Here is an 18,295-nt window from a genome sequence, read left to right on the forward strand (position 1 = left end):
CATGGTGGGCAAGGGCGCACCCCCACGGGAGGCTGCGCGGCGGGTAAGCACGTTACCTGCTCAAGTCCGTACCCAGGTCAGGGCTTTCGCCGAGAGCCCCCGCGTTGGGCACCGTTCGGCCACAACCTGGGACTTCGCCGCGCCGCGAGATCCTCGATCCAGCCCACCGCGACGATCATGAGACCGATCAGCGGCCACACCAGGACGAACGTCCACAGGGTGTACGTCGAGTCCAGCGCCGCCACCGCGCCGTCGCCCTGCAGGAACGGGAGGTTGTAGGCCTGGTCGATGATCGGGACCGTGGCCATGATCAGCAGGTTGTGCCACAGGTAGATCGTCACGGCACGGTTGTTGGAGAGGGTGACGAGTCTGTCCCAGCGGGCCAGGCGGCCGGGGAGTTCCCGCCAGGACGGGGAGTACTGGAGGAGGATGACGACGAACCCGAACGACCAGGTGGCCTGGGCGAGCGGAATGTCGTTCAGGTCCCAGCCCTCGGGCCCCAGGTGGCCCGAGGCCCACCACAGACCGAAGGCCATGAGCAGGGTCGAGCAGGAGATCGCCAGATAGCGGGGCACCCGTTGCAGCACGCCCTCGTGGTGTGCGAAGCCCAGGATCCAGCAGCCGCCGTAGACCGCGAAGTCCGTGATCGCGTTGCCCGCTTCGCCGGGGATGGTGACCAGGCCCGTTCCGACGACCGCCGTCAGGGCGAGGGGGGCCAGCAGCGTCGCCCAGGGCGCCCTGCGGAAAGCCAGGAGCAGGAGGGGGGACGCCACCACGAACCACAGGTACGCGCGCAGGTACCAGAGCGGACCCACCGCGTCGATCGCCCACGTCTGCTCCAGCAGGCCGCCCTCGGAGCCGATCTGCCAGGGGAAGGACGGGGCGCCGATCGGGACGACGTAGTTGATCAGGTCGACCACGCCCCATGTGCCACCGTTGTCCGGGTCCTTCGCGGGGTTCCAGCCGCCCACGAACAACAGGGCCAGGGCGACCGCGCTGAACGCCCACAGCGGGGGCAGCAGCCGCCGCACCCGCCCCCGGATGACGCCCCACGCCGGGCGGTTCAGTGAGCGGGCCATCAGGGAACCCGCCAGCGCGAACATCACGCCCATGGACGGGAAGAGGATTGTCAGCCACGCCCAGCCGAAGAGGTGGTAGACGATCACGCGGACCAGGGCCATCGAGCGCAGCAGGTCCAGGTAGCGGTCGCGGCCCGGCTTCGCGGGAGCGGCGGCCTCAGGTGCGGGTGCCGGTGCCGGTGTGGTTGCCCCGGGCGACGGCGGTGTCGCGCCCGCCTTGTAGTCATGCGTCGTCATGCGACCGGCCTCCGATCGTTCCCGCTCTCGTCCCGCTGCCGCGGGACCGATCCCGGCGCCTCCACGACGCCCGTGCGCCGCAGCTTCTGCCAGCGCAGGCGGCCTCCGGTGAGCGCGGTGATCCAGGACTGGAGCAGGACCACGTACATCAGCTGCCGGTAGAGGATCTGCTGGAGCGGGAGCGAGATGAGGTGCGTCATGCGCTCGCGGTCCAGCCGGAAGGCGTACGCCGCGCAGACCGCCTGAATGGCGAGGACGCCCAGCCACGCGAGGATCGTCTTCTGGGTCGGGCCGAACACGATTCCGTACAGCAGGAATACGTCGATCAGCGGGGCCAGCAGCGGGGCCAGCACCATGAACAGCGACACCAGCGGCAGGCCCACCCGGCCGAAGCGGCCCGACGGACCCCGTTCGACGATCGCCCCGCGGTGCTTCCAGATCGCCTGCATCGTGCCGTACGACCAGCGGTAGCGCTGGGACCAGAGTTGCTGGACGGACTCCGGTGCCTCCGTCCACGCGCGTGCCTTCTCCGCGTACACGACCCGCCAGCCGTCACGGTGCATGGCCATCGTGATGTCGGTGTCCTCGGCGAGCGTGTCGTCGCTCATGCCGCCGACCCGTTCCAGCGCGGAGCGGCGGAACGCGCCGACCGCGCCGGGGATGGTCGGCATACAGCGCAGCAGGTCGTACATGCGGCGGTCGAGGTTGAAGCCCATCACGTACTCGATGTGCTGCCAGGCCCCGATCAGGGAGTCGCGGTTGCCCACCTTCGCGTTGCCCGCGACCGCGCCGACGCGGAGGTCGGCGAAGGGCTGGACCAGCTCGCGGACGGTGGCCGGTTCGAAGACCGTGTCGCCGTCCATCATCACGATGATGTCGTAACGGGCGTTCGCCAGACCTCGGTTGAGGGCCGCGGGCTTGCCCGCGTTGAGCTGGCGGACCACGCGTACGTTCGGCAGGCCCAGGTCTTCGACGATCCGCGCCGTGCCGTCGCTCGAACCGTCGTCGATGACGAGGACTTCGATGGGGTGTTCACTCGCCATGAGTGAACGGACGGTGTTCTCGATGCACTTGGCTTCGTTGTACGCCGGCACGAGCACCGACACCGGTTCGGTGATCGGTGTCGGGCCCCAGCGGAAGCCGCCGCGGCGCACCCGGCGGGCGTGGGCGGCGGAGAGCAGGAGCATCATGCCGAAGCGGGTGAAGACGAGGACGCCGATGACGGCGATGCCGACGACCACGACGCCGGTGACCTCCTCGGAGGCCCGGACCAGGTAGATCCAAGCCTTGCCCTTCCACAGGTCGGGGCCGGTGACCCGGGTGTGCGCGCTGGGGGCGTCGAGCGCCTCGGTGAGGTTCTGGAACTCGTAGCCGCGCTGCTGAAGTCCGGGCAGAAACCGGTCGAGGGCCCGCACGGTCTGGCCGCGGTCGCCGCCGGAGTCGTGCATCAGGACGATCGCGCCCTTGTCGCCCTTGGGCGTGGCCCGGCGGATGATCTCGTCGACGCCGGGCCGCTGCCAGTCCTCGCTGTCGGTGTTGTTGACGACGGTGATGTAGCCGCGGGCTCCGATGTACTCCGTCACCGGCCAGGAGTTGTTGTCCATGGCGTCGGCGAAGGACGAGTACGGGGGCCGGAAGAGCGAGGTGCGGATGCCCGCGGCGCCCGCCAGCGCGAGCTGGTTCTGGGAGAGCTCCCAGTCGATGCGCTTCTTGGACTGGTAGGAGAGGTCGGGGTGGTTGAAGGTGTGCAGGCCTACCTCGTGGCCTTCCCTGACCATGCGGTTCACCAGCTCCGGGTAGCGCGAGGCCATGGTGCCGGTGACGAAGAAGACGGCGTGCGCGTGGTGCTCCTTGAGGACGTCGAGGACCCTCGGCGTCCACTTCGGGTCCGGGCCGTCGTCGAAGGTGAGGACGAGACGGCGGTCCGGGACGCTCAGGCTGGTCGTGCGGCCGCCGCGGGTGTCGATGACCGGGCCGCCGTCGAGGATCCGCGCCGGCACCTTGTCGGTGGCGGCCTCGGGCTGGACGCGGTGGTCGGCGAGGATCTCGCTGTGCACGTAGCCGCGCAGCATCAGCATCGCCAGCAGGGCGACGAGGATGAGCAGGGGCAGGAAATGACGCATGGGCAGCCGTCGGCGCCGGGTGCGGGGTGCGGGGTGCTGCGAGCGAGGTGCGGGTCCGTGACGGCTGGTGCGGGATGCCATCAGAGGATGTTCTCCGGGTTCTGCGGGGCCTCGGGGTTCTGCGGGTTCTGTGGGTTCTGCGGGTTCCCCGGGCTCTGCGGGTTCTCCGGGGACGAGGAGCTGGTGGTACCAGGCATGGGCTCGACGGGGCTCGGCTCGAGGGGGCCGTCGGCGACGGTTCCGGTGCCACCGCCGACCGGGCTCTCCGAGGGGCTCGGCGAGGGGCCGGCGTCTTCCGAGGGGCTGGGGCCCGGGGAGTTGGACGCCGAAGCGGACGGCTCGGGAGGCGGGTCCTCACTGGTGCTGGTGCTCGGACTGGGTCCGGTCGACGTGGACGTCGAGGGCTTCGGGTCGGCGGAGGCGCTCGGGCCGGCGGCACTGGCGGAGGCTCCGGGCGTCGGGCCGGCGCCCGGTGCGGGCGTCGTCCCGGCGCTCACGGACGGGCTCACGCCGGGCGCGGCGCCGGCCGCCGGGGCGGAGGGCTCCGCCGATTCGGCGGGCAGCGGTGACGTGTCGACCTTGCCGGCCGGCTGGTCGTCCCGCTGGCCCGGTACCGGGAGCCAGGGCGCGTTGGAGTTGCCCGACAGCAGCGTGACGACGATGACCACGGCGTACACCCCGCAGGCGATGCCGACGAGCATGCCGAGGCGGCGGATTCTGCGGCTGCGGCGGCCCGACTCGTCGACGAACACCGGGCCGTCCGAGCCCTCCTGGACGTCGGGGACGCCCTTGGCCTGCTGAACCAGCCGGTCGTCCAATTGCCGTCCGGTCCCGTCGAGTTGGACCGTCACCTCGTTCGGATCGTGGGTGTGGCCCGGGGTGTCGGGCTGCTCCCAGGCCGCCGGCACGGGGCCGCCGGCCTGCCCCGCGCCGACTCGGAGACCGTCTTCGGCCCGTCGATCCGCCTCACCACGACGGCCTGCCTCGGCACCACGCCCCGGCTCGGCGCCGTGAGCGGTCCCGGTTCGGTGGTCCTGCTCGGCCGGGCGGTCGTGCGCCGCTCGGTGGTCCGCGGCCCGTCGACGGTCCGTCCCGGAGGGGTGATCCGCGCCCGAGCGGTGGTCCGCCCCGGGGCGATTCCGACGGCCCGCGCCGAATCGGCGTCGCTTGCCGGATCCCCGGCCCGCCCCCGTGCCGGCTGCCGCGCCTGACCCCCGCTCCATCCCCGCCCCGGCTTCCGCACCGACTCCGCGGTCCGCCCCCGGCCCGGCTTCCGTGCCCAACCCCCGGTGCGCCCCCGACCCGGCTTCCGCACCAGCTCCAGGGTTTGTTTCGACACGACGTTCGGCACTCGAACGAGATTCCGCTTCCGTGCCGAAGCCGGTCGCGGTGCCGGGTGCGGACCGCGGCCAAGTCGATGTGCTGTGGCCGGCCTCCGGCCAGACCACCGGCTCTCCGGCTCCGTGCAGGTCCGGTCCCCCGGTTTGCTTCTGCTTCGACGGATCGGCTCCACGCCGGCCCGACCGATCAGCATTTCCTTGATCCAGTTGGGCGTCTTTCCGCCAGTTCTTCACGCGCACGCACTTCCCCCCACGAACATGGTTTCGGGTGCGCCAAACGACTCCGGGTACTACCAAATCGCCGTTCGGACCGGGCCCCCACCCGCTCCGAGCGCCCCGTTTATCACACTGCACCCGGACCACGAAGGTAGCGCACAGGTGGGGCACCCGTGCGGTTATGCGTCAATCCTGCCCCGTCATGATGAACGCATCATTGGCCGGAATCCAACTACCGGCCGGACACTCCAACCACCCTTCCTCGGCCGCCAGTTCGACCGCGGCGCATCGAAGGGCGTCGATCCCGGCGTGTACCAGCCCCTTCCGCCACACCAGTGACACGGGCGACAGCGGCACCGGGTCGACGAGGGGCCTCCGCACGGTTTCAGGCATGGCCGGAAATTCCACCACGGCAAGAACGGGATTCCGCTTCTTGGCCATGACCCGCCGGAACTCCTCGGCCCCGAGGGCCACCGGCGCGGGTGCCGCCACCCGGATCCCGCGCCCCTCGAACAGCCGACGAGCGAGGTCGGTCCACTCCAGCGTCCGGGGATTTCCCGCACCCGCGTACACGGACTCGCCCGCGAGCGCGTCCAGCGGCACCGCGTCCAGGGCGGCGAGGTGATGGTCCTCGGGCAGGATCACGGCCATCGGCTCGTACCGTACGGGCTGCTGCTCGAGCCGGTCCCGGACCGCCGGATCGAGACCCGCGAACCGTCCGAACGACGCGTCCAGGCGGCCGGCGAGCAACTCCCCCGCCGCGCCGGTGAGCCCACTCTCGAAGCGGGCCATCAGCTCGCTGTCCGGGGCGAGCGCACGCGCCCGGTCGAGGACGCGGCCGGAGATCAGACCCGGGGAGTTGACGTCGACGAGCAGCGGCCGCTCCGGACCGTCCCCCGCGAACGCCGACAGCAGCGCCTCCTGCGCCTCCAGCACGCGCCGCGCGTAAGGCAGCAGCCGCTCACCGTCGGCCGTCAGCGCCACCTGCCGGGTCGTCCGTACGAACAGCTCCGTCCCGAGCTCGCGCTCAAGTCGCCGTACGTCGCGACTGAGGGCCTGCTGGGCGACGTACAACCGGGCGGCGGCCCGCGTGAAATGCAACTCCTCGGCTACGGCGAGGAAGGCGTGGAGCAGGCGGGGGTCGAGGTGAGCGGTGGAAGGAGCTGCGGCAAAGGGTCGTTGACCAGGCATGACGCGAACTTACAACGCAGGTGCGTCAATCGCGACGGAGTAGGTGTTGGACCGTTCGCCCCACCCCCGGCGACGGTTGCCCCATGCCGCAACACCCCTCCCCCGAAAAGGCGTTCACCCCACCCCTCACGGCCACCGCCGACACCTTGGTGGCCGCCGACCTCCGCCCCCACCGGTCCACCTCCCGCATCCCCCGCACCCCGTACCACCGCCTCTTCGCCGTCCCCGGCGCCCGCGCCTTCACCCTCGGGAATCTGCTCGCCCGCCTCCCCATGGGCATGTTCAGCGTCAGCGCGGTCCTCATGATCGCCGGGTCGCGCGGCTCGTACGCCCTCGCCGGTGCCGTGACGGCGACGGGCCTCGCGGCGACCGCGCTGGTCGCCCCCTGGACCGCACGCCTCGTCGACCGGCACGGCCAGGCCCGGATCGCCGTCCCCGCCACCGCCTTCGCCCTGCTGGGAAGCATCGCGCTGCTGCTGTGCGTGCACTACGGGGCGCCGGACTGGACCCTCTTCGCCGCGTACGCCGCCACGGCCACGACTCCCAACACGGGCGGCATGTCACGCGCCCGCTGGGCCCACCTCTTCCGGGGCGACCCGGCCGCCGCGCACACCGCGAACTCCTTCGAGCAGGCCGCGGACGAACTGTGTTTCATGCTGGGCCCGGTGTTCGCGGCCTTCCTGTGCGGGACGTTCTTCCCGGAGGCGGGCACCCTGGTCGCGGGCGTCCTGATGATGACCGGCGTATTGATCTTCGCCGCCCAGCGCTCCACGGAGCCGCCACCCCTGCGACGTACGCAGTCCAAGTCCCCCGCGCTGGCCCCCGGAATGCCCCCGCTCCTGCTCGGTTTCCTCGCCACCGGGGCGGTGTTCGGCTCCATGGAGGTCGTCACGATCGCGTTCGCGGACGCACAGGGGCACCGGTCGGCCGCGGGCGCGGTGCTCGCCCTCCAGGCGGCCGGCTCGTGCGCGGCGGGTCTGCTGTACGGGACCCTGAAGCCGACCGGTACCCCCGAGCGGCGCCACCTGCTGGGCATCGCCGCCATGACGGCCCTGCTGATCCTGCCCCTCCTCGCGGCCTCCCTGACCGGCTCGCTCCTGGCCCTCTCCGCGGCCCTGCTCATCGCCGGTATGGCGACCGCGCCGACCATGGTCACCGGCATGAGCCTGGTCCAGCGCCGTACGCCCGAGAGCCGGCTGAACGAAGGCATGACCCTCGCGGTGACCGGCCTCCTCGGCGGCATCGCCTGCGGCTCGGCGACCGGAGGGTGGATGGTGGAACATGTCTCGGCGCCGGCGGGGTTCGGGGTGCCGGTCGCGGCGGCGGCGGTCGCGTTCCTGATCGCAACGGCAGGCGTCGCACGACGGTGAACACGGAAGCGTCGACTCACAGACGACCGGCAGTCGGACACGGCTCGGCCGGCCGGCACCTGTCGCGCAGCCGGACTCCCGCCGTCCGACAGGTCCGAATCCACCGGCCGCCTCGCCCCAATTCCCGCGCACCCCATTGACTCGCCCACGGCCCGCACATACCTTCCCCCGTCGAAGCGCTTCGACGTCACGCATCGAATCGATTCGATGAACGCTGCGTGATGGTCCCGAAACCCATCCAACTCCCCTGGAGGCAATGGATGTCGACGACACGAAGGCGTGTGGTGGCAACGGCGGCGGCAGCCCTGGCGGGCACCCTGCTACTGGCCTCCTGCGGCGGCTCGGACAGTGGTTCATCGGACGGCAAGACGCTGAAACTGTGGCACTACGAAGCGCCGGACAGCGCGATGGGTGCGGCCTGGAACGAGGCCATCAAGGAGTTCGAGCGCACCCACCCGGGCGTGCGGGTGAAGTTCGAGGACAAGGGCTTCGAGCAGATCCAGAAGACAGCCCCGATGGTCCTCAACTCCTCCGACGCACCGGACCTCATGGAGTACAACAAGGGCAACGCGACCGCGGGCACGCTCTCCAAGCAGGGGCTTCTCACCGATCTGACGGCCGAGGCCACGAAGCGCGGCTGGGACAAGAAGCTCAGCGCGGGCGTGCGGACCACCAGCGAGTACGACACCAACGGCGTGATGGGCTCCGGGAAGTGGTACGGCGTTCCCAACTACGCCGAGTACACGATGGTGTTCTACAACAAGGACCTCTTCAAGAAGTACGGCATCGCCGAGCCCACCACCCTCGACGAACTCACCGCCGCCATGGACAAGTTCGTGGCCAAAGGCATCACCCCGCTGGCGAACGCCGGTGCCGAGTACGTCGCCCACCAGTACCTCTACCAGCTCGCCCTCACCAAGGCCGACCGCGCCTGGGTCGACTCGTACGAGCTCTACCAGGGCAAGACCGACTTCCACGACGCCGCCTGGACGTACGGCGCCGAGACCTTCGCCGACTGGGTGAAGAAGGGCTACATCGGCAAGAAGTCCACCAGCCTCAAGGCCGAGGACGCGGGCGTCTCCTTCATCCAGGGCAAGAGCCCGATCCTGTTCTCCGGCAGCTGGTGGTACGGCCGCTTCAAGGCGGAGAACACCTTCGACTGGGGCACCTTCCTCTGGCCGGACACCGACCTCACCCTCGGCTCCGGCGGCAACCTCTGGGTCGTCCCCAAGAGCGCCGAGAACAAGGACCTCGCCTACGACTTCATCGACATCACCATGTCGAAGAAGATCCAGAACCTGCTGGGGAACAAGGGCGGAGTCCCGGTGGCCGCCGACCCCGCCGCTGTCTCCGACCCACAGGCCAAGTCGCTCATCGCCGACTTCAACACCCTCTCCGACCAGGACGGACTGGCCTTCTACCCCGACTGGCCCGTCGCCGGCTTCTACGACGTCCTCGTCTCCGAGACCCAGAAGCTGATCACGGGGAGCGAGGATCCGGACGGTTATCTGAGCGCTTTGCAGGAGGCGTACGACAAGGGCGCGCCGAAGACATGACGGTCACCGTCGAACGGGGCGGGCAGGTGATCGGCAAGCAGGACCGGGCCGGTCACCCGCGCCGCCGCCCCCGCGATTCCTACGCCCTCTTCCTGCTCCCCGGCGCCCTCGCCTTCCTCGCCGTCATCGTCGTCCCGTTCCTGATGAACACCGGCGTGAGCTTCACCGACTGGCAGGGGGTGGGCAGCCCGAAGTGGTCGGGGCTCGCCAACTACCGTGACCTGATGGACGATTCCGAGTTCTGGGCGTCCTTCCGGCACAGCCTCTTCATGGTCGTCGCCATGGCCGCCGTACCGACCGTGCTCGGACTCGTTCTCGCCGCCGCGCTCTTCGACTTCGTCGGCAAGCACTTCGGGACGAGGACGGCCGCCGTCCTGCGCGCCTGCTTCTATCTCCCGCAGGTCCTGCCCATCGCCGTGGCCGGCATCGTGTGGAGCTGGATCCTCGCCCCCGACAACGGATCGCTCAACGAACTGCTGCAGGCCGTGGGTCTCGGGTCCCTCCAACAGGACTGGCTCGGCGACCCCGACCTCGCCCTCTACAGCGTCATGGGCGTGATGGTCTGGGTGCAGCTCGGCTTCCCGCTGGTCATCTTCATGGCGGGGCTGCAACGCGTCGACCCGCAGCTGTACGAGGCCGCTGAGCTGGACGGCGCCGGCTGGTGGCGGCGCTTCTGGCACATCACCCTTCCCCAGATCCGGCCCGAGATCTACGTCGTCCTGCTCTGGTGCACGATCGCCGCGCTGAAGGTGTTCGGCGCGGTGTACGTCCTCACGAAGGGCGGACCCGGCGGCGCCACCAACGTCCCCTCCTACTTCTCCTTCGCCACCTTCTTCGAGAAGACCCAGGTCGGCTACGGCGCCGCCATCTCCACCGCGCTGACCGTGATCATCCTCGTACTCGCCGTCGCCGGTCTGAAGCTCCAGACCCGCGCCGAGGACGCCGAGGAAGGGATCCGCACATGACAGCCCTACGCCGCTACCCGGTGCTCGTCGCCCTCGTCATCGCCGCCCTCTTCATGGTGCTGCCGTTCGCGATCGTCGCGATCAACGCCGTGAAGTCGCCCGCCGAGTACTCCGAACACGGCCCGTTGAGCCTCCCCCAGGGCCTCTACCTCGACGGTCTGAAGGACTTCTGGGACCGCGTCGACTACGGCCAGAAACTGCTCAACTCCGTCCTCATCAGCGGTTTCGTCGCCCTCTTCGCCGCCGTCCTGTCCGTCCTCAACGCGTACGCGATCGGCATCGGCCGCATCAAGGGCCGCACCTGGGTCCTCGCCTTCTTCGTCCTCGCGAACATGCTGCCGCAGGAGGCGCTGGTCTACCCGATCTACTACCTGAGCAAGCAGGCCGGGCTCTACGACACCCGCCTCAGCGTGATCATCGTCTTCACGGTCGTCCAGGCGGCCTTCGGGACCTATCTCCTCTCCTCCGTCCTCGGTCAGTTCCCGCGCGAGATCATCGAGGCCGCCCGGATCGACGGGGCGAACAAGTGGCAGGTCCTGTGGCGGATCGTGGTCCCCGTCAGCCGCCCCACGATCGGCGTCCTGCTGGTCTTCTTCTTCATCTGGACCTGGAACGAGTTCCTGCTGCCGCTGGTCATGCTGATCTCCAACGACAACCAGACCGTCTCGGTGGCCCTCGGCGTCCTCCAGGGCCAGCGCCTGATGGACGCGACGATGACCAACGCGGCCGCCCTGCTGGGCGTCCTGCCCGCCATCGTCTTCTTCCTCGTCTTCCAACGAACCCTCACCCGCGGCATCGCCGTCGGTGCGGTCAAGTAAGGGGTGCAGGCGTGAAGTTCACCGACGGCTACTGGCTGCTGCGCGAGGGCGTGACCGCGGCCCACCCGGTCGAGGTCCTCGACGTGAGCGCCGCTGCGGACACTCTGGAGATCCACGCGCCCACGCAGCCCATCCGCCACCGCGGCGACCTGCTGAAGGGACCGGTCGTGACGATCAGCGCACACGCGCCGATGCCGGACGTCATCGGCGTCACGTTCACGCACTTCCAGGGAGAGGAACCCCGCGGCCCCCGGTTCGAGCTGCACAAGGCCGAGTTCTCCCCGCACCTGGCGTACGACGAGGAGCACGCGACCCTCGTCGCGGGCGCCCTCACCCTCGAGGTCGCCCGCACCAGCCCCTGGCACCTCGACTTCCTCGCCCACGGGCGCACCCTCACCACCAGCGGCCCCAAGGGCATGGGCATCATGCGGGACGCCACCGGCGCCCACTATCTGCGCGAACAGCTGAACCTCCGCGTCGGCACCCAGGTCTACGGCCTCGGCGAACGCTTCGGGCCGCTCGTCAAGAACGGCCAGGTCGTCGACATGTGGAACGCCGACGGCGGCACGGCCACCGAACAGGCCTACAAGAACGTGCCGTTCTATCTCACGGACGCGGGCTACGGCGTCTTCGTCGACCACCCGGGAAGGGTGTCCTTCGAGGTCGGCTCGGAAGCGGTCTCCCGGGTGCAGTTCAGCGCCGAGACACAGGAGTTGACGTACTACGTCATCTACGGGCCGAGCCCGAAGGACATCCTGCGCAAGTACACGGCGCTCACCGGGCGTCCGGCCCTGCCGCCCGCCTGGTCCTTCGGCCTGTGGCTGTCGACGTCCTTCACCACCTCCTACGACGAGGCCACCGTCACCTCCTTCATCGACGGCATGCGGGAGCGCGAACTCCCGCTGTCCGTCTTCCACTTCGACTGCTTCTGGATGCGCGAGTTCAACTGGTGCGACTTCCAGTGGGACCCGCGCGTCTTCCCCGACCCGGAGGGGATGCTGGCCCGGCTGAAGGACAAGGGGCTGCGGATCTGCGCATGGATCAATCCGTACATCGCGCAGCGCTCACCGCTGTTCGCGGAGGGCCGGGCGCTCGGGCATCTGCTCAAGCGGCCGGACGGCAGTGTCTGGCAGTGGGACCTGTGGCAGCCGGGCATGGCGCTGGTCGACTTCACCAGCGAAGAGGCCCGGCGGTGGTACGCGTCGAAGCTGGAGGCACTGCTCGCGCAGGGCGTCGACTGCTTCAAGACCGACTTCGGCGAACGGGTCCCGGTGGACGTGGCGTACGCCGACGGCACCGACCCCGAGCGCATGCACAACTACTACACCTACCTGTACAACCAGACCGTCTTCGACGTGCTGCGCAAGCACCGGGGCGAGGCGGAGACCGTGGTCTTCGCGCGCTCGGCGACCACCGGGAGCCAGAAGTTCCCGGTGCACTGGGGCGGCGACTGCGAGGCCACCTACGAGTCCATGGCCGAGTCGCTGCGCGGCGGGCTGAGCCTCGGGATGTCGGGGTTCGGCTTCTGGAGCCATGACATCGGCGGGTTCGAGGGGACACCGACACCCGCGCTGTTCAAACGGTGGATCGCGTTCGGGCTGCTGTCCTCGCACAGCCGGCTGCACGGCTCGTCCTCGTACCGGGTGCCATGGCTGTTCGACGAGGAGGCCGTGGACGTCCTGCGGCTGTTCACCCGGCTCAAGCTCGGCCTCATGCCCTACCTGTACGAGGCCGCCCGCGCCGCCCACACCGAGGGCGTGCCGATGATGCGGGCCATGGTGCTGGAGTTCCCGGACGATCCGGGGTGCGCGCATCTGGAGCGGCAGTACATGCTCGGGCCGGATCTGCTGGTCGCGCCCGTCTTCAGCGACGACGGGGACGTCTCGTACTACGTCCCGGACGGGACCTGGACGCACTTCCTCAGCGGGAGGACGGTGACCGGGCCACGCTGGGTGCGCGAACGGCACGGTTTCCTGAGCGTGCCCCTGCTGGTCCGGCCGGGGGCGGTGATCCCGGTGGGCGCGGTGGACGACCGCCCCGATTACGCGCACGCCGACGGGGTCACCCTGCACGCGTACGGCCCGGAGCGCGGCGCCCAGGTCACGGTGCCGGTGGGCGGGGTGACCTTCACCGTCGTCCGCGAGGGCGACACCCTGCGGGCCTCGTCCAGTGATCCCGCGGCACCGTGGGGGCTCGCGGCGGGCGGGCGCGAGGTGCGGGCGAAGGCGGGGACGGGGTTCTTGTCGCTGGAACTTTCACTCGAGCCGGGGTCCGAGTAATGGTCAAGATCACCGATGTGGCGCGGCACGCCGGGGTGTCCCCGAGCACCGTCTCGTACGCCCTCAGCGGCAAGCGCCCGATATCCGGGGAGACCCGGCAGCGCATCGAGGCCAGCATCCGCGAGCTGGGCTACCGCCCGCACGCGGGTGCGCGGGCGCTGGCCAGCAGCCGGTCCAACGTACTGGCGCTGGTGGTGCCACTGCGGGCCGGCATCCATGTGCCGGTCGTGATGCAGTTCGCGGTGTCGGTGGTGACGGCCGCGCGACGGCACGATCACGACGTGCTGCTGCTGACGCAGGAGGAGGGCGAGGAGGGGCTCAGACGGGTCGCCGACACCGCGCTCGTGGACGCGCTGATCGTGATGGACGTCCAGCTGCGCGATCCCCGGCTTTCGTTGCTGCGCGCGCTGGACCGGCCGTCCGTCCTCATCGGGTTCCCGCTCCAGCCCGACGGGCTGACCTGCATCGACCTCGACTTCAAGGCGGCGGGCGAGCTGTGCGTGGAGCGGCTGGCGGGGCTCGGGCACCGGGTGGTGGCGCTGGTCGGGTCGCCGCCCGAGGTGTATGTGCGGGGGACGGCGTTCGCCCAGCGGGTGGTGGAGGGCTTCACGGCCGCCGCCGACCGGGGCGGCCTCGCGTCCTCCGTTCACCCCTGCGAGGCCTCGCCCGCCGCCGCCCGCCGGGTCGCCGAGCAACTGCTGCGCGAACAACCGGCGTTGACCGGTGTCGTCGTACACAACGAGCCGGTCCTCGAGCCGCTGATCGACGCCTTCGAGCAGCTCGGCCTACGGGTCCCCGGCGACCTCTCCGTCACCGCCATCTGCCCGGACGAACTCGCCGAGAACGTCCGCGTCCCCGTCACCTCCATCGCCCTCCCCTCCGCCGAAGTGGGCGCACAGTCGGTCGAACTGCTGATGAAGAAGCTGAGCGGCACGTCCGTACCGGAGGCGACCCTGCTCGCCCCCCGCCTGACGGAACGGGCCAGCACCGCACCGCGCACGCTGACCTCTTAAGGAGCCGTGACATGAGGAAAGGCAAGAGAAGCACGAGAAGAGACTCATGAAGCGGGGATACCACCGCCTGAAGAGGAGTCCGTCTGCTCGAGTCGCGCCCCCCTGCTCTCCGCGACCCGTTTGACGTCCCGCAGGGACTCGCTGAGTCGACTTGCGAGGTAGCGCAGCTCTCCGCCCGTCGCACGCTGCTCCGCAAGGAGGTCGGCGGCATGGTCGAGCAGGCCGCCCGCCATGCCCAGCTGGATGCTTTCGATCCGGTCCGCGAGACGAGAGACACGGCCCCCGTCGTCGCCCATGAGGTAACAGGGCTTGTCCTCCGGGCCCGTCCAGGGCAACAGACGTACGGCCGACGGTTCATGGTGTCCGCCGTTCACACGTTCACCCCCGTACGGCACGTCCGCTCGTACGCGAGCAGGTAAGGACGGACCAGCGGGCTGTCCTCGCCTCGTAACGGGCGCTTTCCGGCGGGGTAGGCGGTCGGGCCGCTGACGTAGGCGCACGAGTACGGGTACACGTAAGAGCGCGAGGGCGGGGCCGGAGTGCGGCGCCGCCGTCCTCCGGCGGGGAGGAGGAGACCCAGCAATGGTTCGAGGAGCCGGGCGATCAGGTTGGTCACGTCAGCCTGCTTTCTCACCTGCGGTGACTGCGTTCTGTATCGAATCCCTCACAGAGTGACGTCCGCGGTGGTTACGCTTCCAGTACCTGAGGGTTGACAGCACACCTGTCAGATGGGGAGTGGGTCGCATGGTGCAGCGCCGTAAGCCTCGAACGCAGCGTGAGAAGTACGGAGAAGAACTGAGGCTCCGGCGGACAGCGGCCGAACTCACCCAGGAGGCGCTGGGCGACCAGGTTGCGTGCTCGCCTACGTTGATCAGCCACTTCGAGGCGGGCAGGTGGCTGCCTCGGCCGGATGACGCACGGCGGATCGACCGGGTACTGAAGACAGACGGATTCTTCGCCCGTCGGCTGGAGGAGGTACAGAACAGGTACGAGAAGCACTTCACCGTCGTCGCCGAACTTGAGCGGCATGCGACGGTGATCCAGCAGTTCGCACTCACCTTGGTCCCCGGCATACTCCAGACCGCCGACTACGCGCGGTCCGTGTTCCGCGCGTACCGGCCGAACTACACGGCGGAGGAGCTTGACAGGGAAGTCGTCATCCGAACAGAGCGTGCCGGAGTTCTGGACGACCCGTCGACCCCGGTCCTGTGGACGCTGCTCGACGAGAGCGCCCTAAGGCGCCGGGTCGGCGGGCCGCAGATCATGGCCGAACAACTGCGAAAGATCGCGGACTTGGCCGAAGCGGGGCGACTACGGCTCCACGTACTTCCCTTCGAGGTCGGGGCACATGCACTCACGCAAGGTCTGCTCACTCTGATGAGCTTTGAGAAGTCCGCTCCGGTGGCCTATGCGGAAGGGCTGCGCATCGGGCAACTTCTCAAGAATCCCGCACAGGTGAAGGCCCGCCAGGCTGACTACCATCTCGCTCTGAGCGAGGCTTTGCCGCAACAGGAGTCCCTGGCCTTGGTCAGGGCGACAGCAGAGGAACACGCACAAGCACCTCCGTAGGCACACCGTCCCTGACTCGTCCGCACTCACCGGGCGGTACAAGTCCACCAGCTACAGCGGCGGCGATCAGGGCGAATGCCTTGAGGTCGCCCGTGGTCACGCCGGCGTGCCCGTCCGCGACAGCAAGGCCGTCACCGGTCCGGCGCTGGTCTTCTCGGCGGGCGGCTGGTCGGCGTTCGTCGACGCCCTCAAAGCGGGCGCATCGGCGGTTGAGGCGCTGGAACGGTGAGTCCGGCGCTGATGCCGGTGGCGGGCAGTACGGTGGCAAGCACGGAGCGGACTACAGAGGAGCCTCGCGTGACCACGCAGCCTGACCACGGGCATGAGCTGATCCCTCGACCGGAGCGAACCCCCGAAGCGGTCCGCGTCGCCCTGGCCCGTATCGCCCCTCACCGGCTCGGCGAGATGGAGCAGCACAAGGAACAGGCGCTGGCCGCGGCCATCCTGGACGGCAAGATCGGCCACCTCCAGCACTGGCTCACCCACTGGCAGATGCAGGTCGAGATCGAGCGGCGCCCCGATCTGCATGCCCGCCACCAGACAGCACTGGCCGCACTGAACAGCACCAGCAGCAAGGACGACCCGGCATTCCGCACCGCCGTGGACGATATTCGCGCCGTCGAGACCGAGGCCCTCCAGGCGGTGTCCGCTTGACCTGGAGATGGGAGTACGACCCGGACGAGGAACACGTCATCGGCGGAGCCCCACTCGCGTTCGTCGCCGAGGTCGAGAAGCAAGCCGACGAGCTCGTCCGCGCCGCCGCCGCGTTCTACCTCGACGGTACCTCGTACCAGGAGGCCGGACCGAAAGGGAACATCGCGCATGTCCCTGGAGGGTTCTTCCTTTACCTGATCGTCCCCCGGCACGAGTGTCTGTACGTTCACCAGGCGACCTGCCTGTGACCGATCACGACCCGCTGCGCATCACCTCCCGCAATGGCGACGCGATCCTCATGTCCGCCGACGACTACGACTCCTGGCAGGAGACCGTCTACCTGCTGCGCTCCCCCGCCAACGCCCAGCGCCTGATGGAGGCCGTCGCCCGCGACCGGGAAGGCGCACCCACCGTCCCCAAAACCATCGATGAGCTGCGGGAGCTGGCCGGGGGCGAGGAGTGAGAAGCGTCCACTTCGACTCCGACGTCTGGGAGGACTTCCTTTTCTGGCTCGCCTCGGACCGTAAGACGGCCCGCAGAATCACCCGCCTGATCGGCGAGATCCAGCGTGACCCGTTCACCGGGATCGGCAAGCCCGAGCCGCTGAAGGGCACCCTGTCGGGCTACCGGTCCCGCCGAATCGACGACGAGCACCGCCTCGCGTACCGGGCGGACGACAAGGAAGTGAAGATCCTCAAGGCCCGATACGAATACTGACCCAACGACGAAGGCCCCGCTGCTCGAAGCAGCGGGGCCTTCGCCTCACATGGGATGAGTGGAGATGGCGGGAATCGAACCCGCGTCCACCGGTGCAGAATCAGGGCTTCTCCGAGCGCAGTTCGCTACGATTTTCTCGGCCCCGGAGATCTCGCGAACAAGTCTCCGACGGGCCCAGCCACTGTTTGATTTCCCACCGAACCCCGTGACCGGGCTCGGCGGTTTAGTTCCCTAGATTATGCCAGGGTCCGGGTCGGGAACACCCCCGGGCTGACACCCATTTAGGGTCCTTCAGTCGCTGTTATTAGGCAGCGAGGGCGAAGGACTGGGAATCGCTCTTGGAATTGGCGATTATTGGTTGCGACATATGGTTTACGAGATCATTGCCGCTTCCTCGGCTCGCTTCCCCTGCTTCGACAGCCGCTGTCGAAACCGATCATCCCCATGTTGATTTTTCAAAACCAGGTCTTTCGACCCACGCACCCGCTGTGAGGTGCAGTTGCCATCGTACGTGAACAACGCACGACGATGCCAGCCTATTCCCGGCGACCGACCGCCTACGGACCACCTACGGACCGCTTACAGACCGCTTACTGGCCCCGCTGCTTCCGCTTGGCCGCCGCGATCGCGCGGTCCGACTCCCGTCGGTCCTGCTTCTCACGCAGGGTCTGGCGCTTGTCGTACTCCTTCTTACCGCGGGCGAGCGCGATCTCGGCCTTCGCTCGACCGTCCTTGAAGTACAGGGCGAGGGGCACGATGGTGTGACCCGTCTCCTCGGACTTCGACGCCAGCTTGTCGATCTCCTCGCGGTGCAGGAGCAGCTTGCGCTTACGGCGCACGGAGTGGTTGGTCCAGGTGCCCTGGCTGTACTCGGGGATGTGGGCGTTGTGCAGCCACGCCTCGTTGCCGTCGATCTGGACGAAGCCGTCGGTCAGCGAGGCGCGTCCCTGGCGCAGGGACTTCACCTCGGTGCCGGTGAGCACGAGCCCGGCCTCGTAGGTGTCGATGATGGCGTAGTCGTGCCGCGCCTTCTTGTTCTGCGCGACGATCTTGCGCTTGCCGTCCTTGGCCTTGCCTGCGGCCTGGCCGCCCTGCTTCGGCTGGGACTCCTTCGGTACGTACATTCCCTTACTCATAGTGCTGGCCATTTTCGCACTAGAGGGGGGTC

At 69.0% G+C, this 18,295-nt stretch carries 19 protein-coding genes, 1 other RNA gene and 1 pseudogene; 13 read left to right on the plus strand and 8 right to left on the minus strand.

What is annotated here, in order from left to right; translation table 11 throughout:
• Positions 1–77: 77 nt before the first annotated feature.
• The 3 genes from AB0D57_RS09995 to AB0D57_RS10005 are packed head-to-tail and all read right to left on the minus strand — an operon-like array spanning position 78 to position 4,290.
• Positions 78–1,316 carry an acyltransferase gene (locus AB0D57_RS09995; RefSeq protein WP_362069631.1) on the minus strand — a complete coding sequence of 413 codons (1,239 nt, stop codon included), beginning with the start codon at positions 1,314–1,316 and terminating at the stop codon, positions 78–80.
• A complete protein-coding gene (locus tag AB0D57_RS10000; protein WP_362069634.1) occupies positions 1,313–3,520 on the minus strand; it encodes a glycosyltransferase in 2,208 nt (735 codons plus the stop codon). Before AB0D57_RS10000 ends, AB0D57_RS09995 begins: the two co-directional genes overlap by 4 nt.
• The gene (locus tag AB0D57_RS10005) at positions 3,520–4,290 is read right to left on the minus strand and encodes a hypothetical protein (protein WP_362069638.1); all 771 of its coding nucleotides are present in this window, start codon (positions 4,288–4,290) and stop codon (positions 3,520–3,522) included. The genes AB0D57_RS10000 and AB0D57_RS10005 overlap by 1 nt, the downstream gene beginning before the upstream one ends.
• Before the next feature lie 12 nt (positions 4,291–4,302).
• Between AB0D57_RS10005 and AB0D57_RS10010 the strand changes: the two genes are divergently transcribed.
• Complete coding sequence (locus AB0D57_RS10010) at positions 4,303–4,650, plus strand: hypothetical protein (protein WP_362069641.1); 348 nt, start codon at positions 4,303–4,305, stop codon at positions 4,648–4,650.
• Positions 4,651–5,181: 531 nt separating this feature from the next.
• On the opposite strand, the gene AB0D57_RS10015 is transcribed toward AB0D57_RS10010, so the two are convergent.
• A complete protein-coding gene (locus AB0D57_RS10015; RefSeq protein WP_362069644.1) occupies positions 5,182–6,186 on the minus strand; it encodes a LysR family transcriptional regulator in 1,005 nt (334 codons plus the stop codon).
• Between the two features lie 83 nt (positions 6,187–6,269).
• Here AB0D57_RS10015 and AB0D57_RS10020 point away from each other — a divergent pair, with 83 nt between their 5' ends.
• From AB0D57_RS10020 to AB0D57_RS10045, 6 genes are all read left to right on the plus strand, one after another.
• On the plus strand, positions 6,270–7,556 hold the full coding sequence (locus AB0D57_RS10020) for an MFS transporter (RefSeq protein WP_362069647.1): 1,287 nt from the start codon (positions 6,270–6,272) through the stop codon (positions 7,554–7,556).
• 260 nt (positions 7,557–7,816) lie between these two features.
• Entirely contained in the window at positions 7,817–9,112 is a 1,296-nt protein-coding gene (locus tag AB0D57_RS10025) for an extracellular solute-binding protein (RefSeq protein ID WP_362069650.1), read from the plus strand.
• Entirely contained in the window at positions 9,109–10,077 is a 969-nt protein-coding gene (locus tag AB0D57_RS10030; RefSeq protein WP_362069653.1) for a sugar ABC transporter permease, read from the plus strand. Before AB0D57_RS10025 ends, AB0D57_RS10030 begins: the two co-directional genes overlap by 4 nt.
• The gene (locus AB0D57_RS10035) at positions 10,074–10,895 is read left to right on the plus strand and encodes a carbohydrate ABC transporter permease (protein ID WP_362069656.1); all 822 of its coding nucleotides are present in this window, start codon (positions 10,074–10,076) and stop codon (positions 10,893–10,895) included. The genes AB0D57_RS10030 and AB0D57_RS10035 overlap by 4 nt, the downstream gene beginning before the upstream one ends.
• Positions 10,896–10,906: 11 nt before the next feature.
• Positions 10,907–13,174 carry an alpha-xylosidase gene (yicI, locus tag AB0D57_RS10040; protein WP_362069659.1) on the plus strand — a complete coding sequence of 756 codons (2,268 nt, stop codon included), beginning with the start codon at positions 10,907–10,909 and terminating at the stop codon, positions 13,172–13,174.
• The gene (locus AB0D57_RS10045; RefSeq protein ID WP_362069662.1) at positions 13,174–14,187 is read left to right on the plus strand and encodes a LacI family DNA-binding transcriptional regulator; all 1,014 of its coding nucleotides are present in this window, start codon (positions 13,174–13,176) and stop codon (positions 14,185–14,187) included. The genes yicI and AB0D57_RS10045 overlap by 1 nt, the downstream gene beginning before the upstream one ends.
• Before the next feature lie 44 nt (positions 14,188–14,231).
• Here the strand turns inward: AB0D57_RS10045 and AB0D57_RS10050 are convergent, their stop codons facing one another.
• Together AB0D57_RS10050 and AB0D57_RS10055 are read right to left on the minus strand one after the other, a co-directional pair.
• Positions 14,232–14,483 carry a hypothetical protein gene (locus AB0D57_RS10050; RefSeq protein WP_362069761.1) on the minus strand — a complete coding sequence of 84 codons (252 nt, stop codon included), beginning with the start codon at positions 14,481–14,483 and terminating at the stop codon, positions 14,232–14,234.
• A 74-nt stretch (positions 14,484–14,557) separates the two neighbouring features.
• Complete coding sequence (locus tag AB0D57_RS10055) at positions 14,558–14,803, minus strand: hypothetical protein (protein ID WP_362069665.1); 246 nt, start codon at positions 14,801–14,803, stop codon at positions 14,558–14,560.
• A 128-nt stretch (positions 14,804–14,931) separates the two neighbouring features.
• Here AB0D57_RS10055 and AB0D57_RS10060 point away from each other — a divergent pair, with 128 nt between their 5' ends.
• The 6 genes and pseudogenes from AB0D57_RS10060 to AB0D57_RS10085 all read left to right on the plus strand — a co-directional run bounded on the left by AB0D57_RS10060 (position 14,932) and on the right by AB0D57_RS10085 (position 17,127).
• Positions 14,932–15,756 carry a helix-turn-helix transcriptional regulator gene (locus AB0D57_RS10060; RefSeq protein WP_362069668.1) on the plus strand — a complete coding sequence of 275 codons (825 nt, stop codon included), beginning with the start codon at positions 14,932–14,934 and terminating at the stop codon, positions 15,754–15,756.
• A gap of 4 nt (positions 15,757–15,760) precedes the next feature.
• Positions 15,761–15,985 (plus strand): annotated as a pseudogene (locus AB0D57_RS10065) (DUF397 domain-containing protein); the annotation flags it as partial.
• Positions 15,986–16,053: 68 nt separating this feature from the next.
• Entirely contained in the window at positions 16,054–16,410 is a 357-nt protein-coding gene (locus tag AB0D57_RS10070) for a hypothetical protein (protein WP_362069671.1), read from the plus strand.
• Positions 16,407–16,658 carry a hypothetical protein gene (locus tag AB0D57_RS10075; protein ID WP_362069674.1) on the plus strand — a complete coding sequence of 84 codons (252 nt, stop codon included), beginning with the start codon at positions 16,407–16,409 and terminating at the stop codon, positions 16,656–16,658. Before AB0D57_RS10070 ends, AB0D57_RS10075 begins: the two co-directional genes overlap by 4 nt.
• The gene (locus tag AB0D57_RS10080) at positions 16,655–16,873 is read left to right on the plus strand and encodes a type II toxin-antitoxin system prevent-host-death family antitoxin (RefSeq protein WP_362069677.1); all 219 of its coding nucleotides are present in this window, start codon (positions 16,655–16,657) and stop codon (positions 16,871–16,873) included. The genes AB0D57_RS10075 and AB0D57_RS10080 overlap by 4 nt, the downstream gene beginning before the upstream one ends.
• On the plus strand, positions 16,870–17,127 hold the full coding sequence (locus tag AB0D57_RS10085; protein WP_362069680.1) for a Txe/YoeB family addiction module toxin: 258 nt from the start codon (positions 16,870–16,872) through the stop codon (positions 17,125–17,127). Before AB0D57_RS10080 ends, AB0D57_RS10085 begins: the two co-directional genes overlap by 4 nt.
• Positions 17,128–17,183: 56 nt before the next feature.
• Here AB0D57_RS10085 and ssrA read toward each other — a convergent pair.
• Together ssrA and smpB are read right to left on the minus strand one after the other, a co-directional pair.
• Positions 17,184–17,571: a transfer-messenger RNA gene (ssrA, locus tag AB0D57_RS10090) on the minus strand.
• A 146-nt stretch (positions 17,572–17,717) separates the two neighbouring features.
• Complete coding sequence (gene smpB, locus AB0D57_RS10095) at positions 17,718–18,251, minus strand: SsrA-binding protein SmpB (RefSeq protein WP_362069683.1); 534 nt, start codon at positions 18,249–18,251, stop codon at positions 17,718–17,720.
• Positions 18,252–18,295: the final 44 nt, after the last annotated feature.

The organism is Streptomyces sp. NPDC048275 (genome assembly GCF_040652275.1).
Lineage (GTDB): Bacteria > Actinomycetota > Actinomycetes > Streptomycetales > Streptomycetaceae > Streptomyces.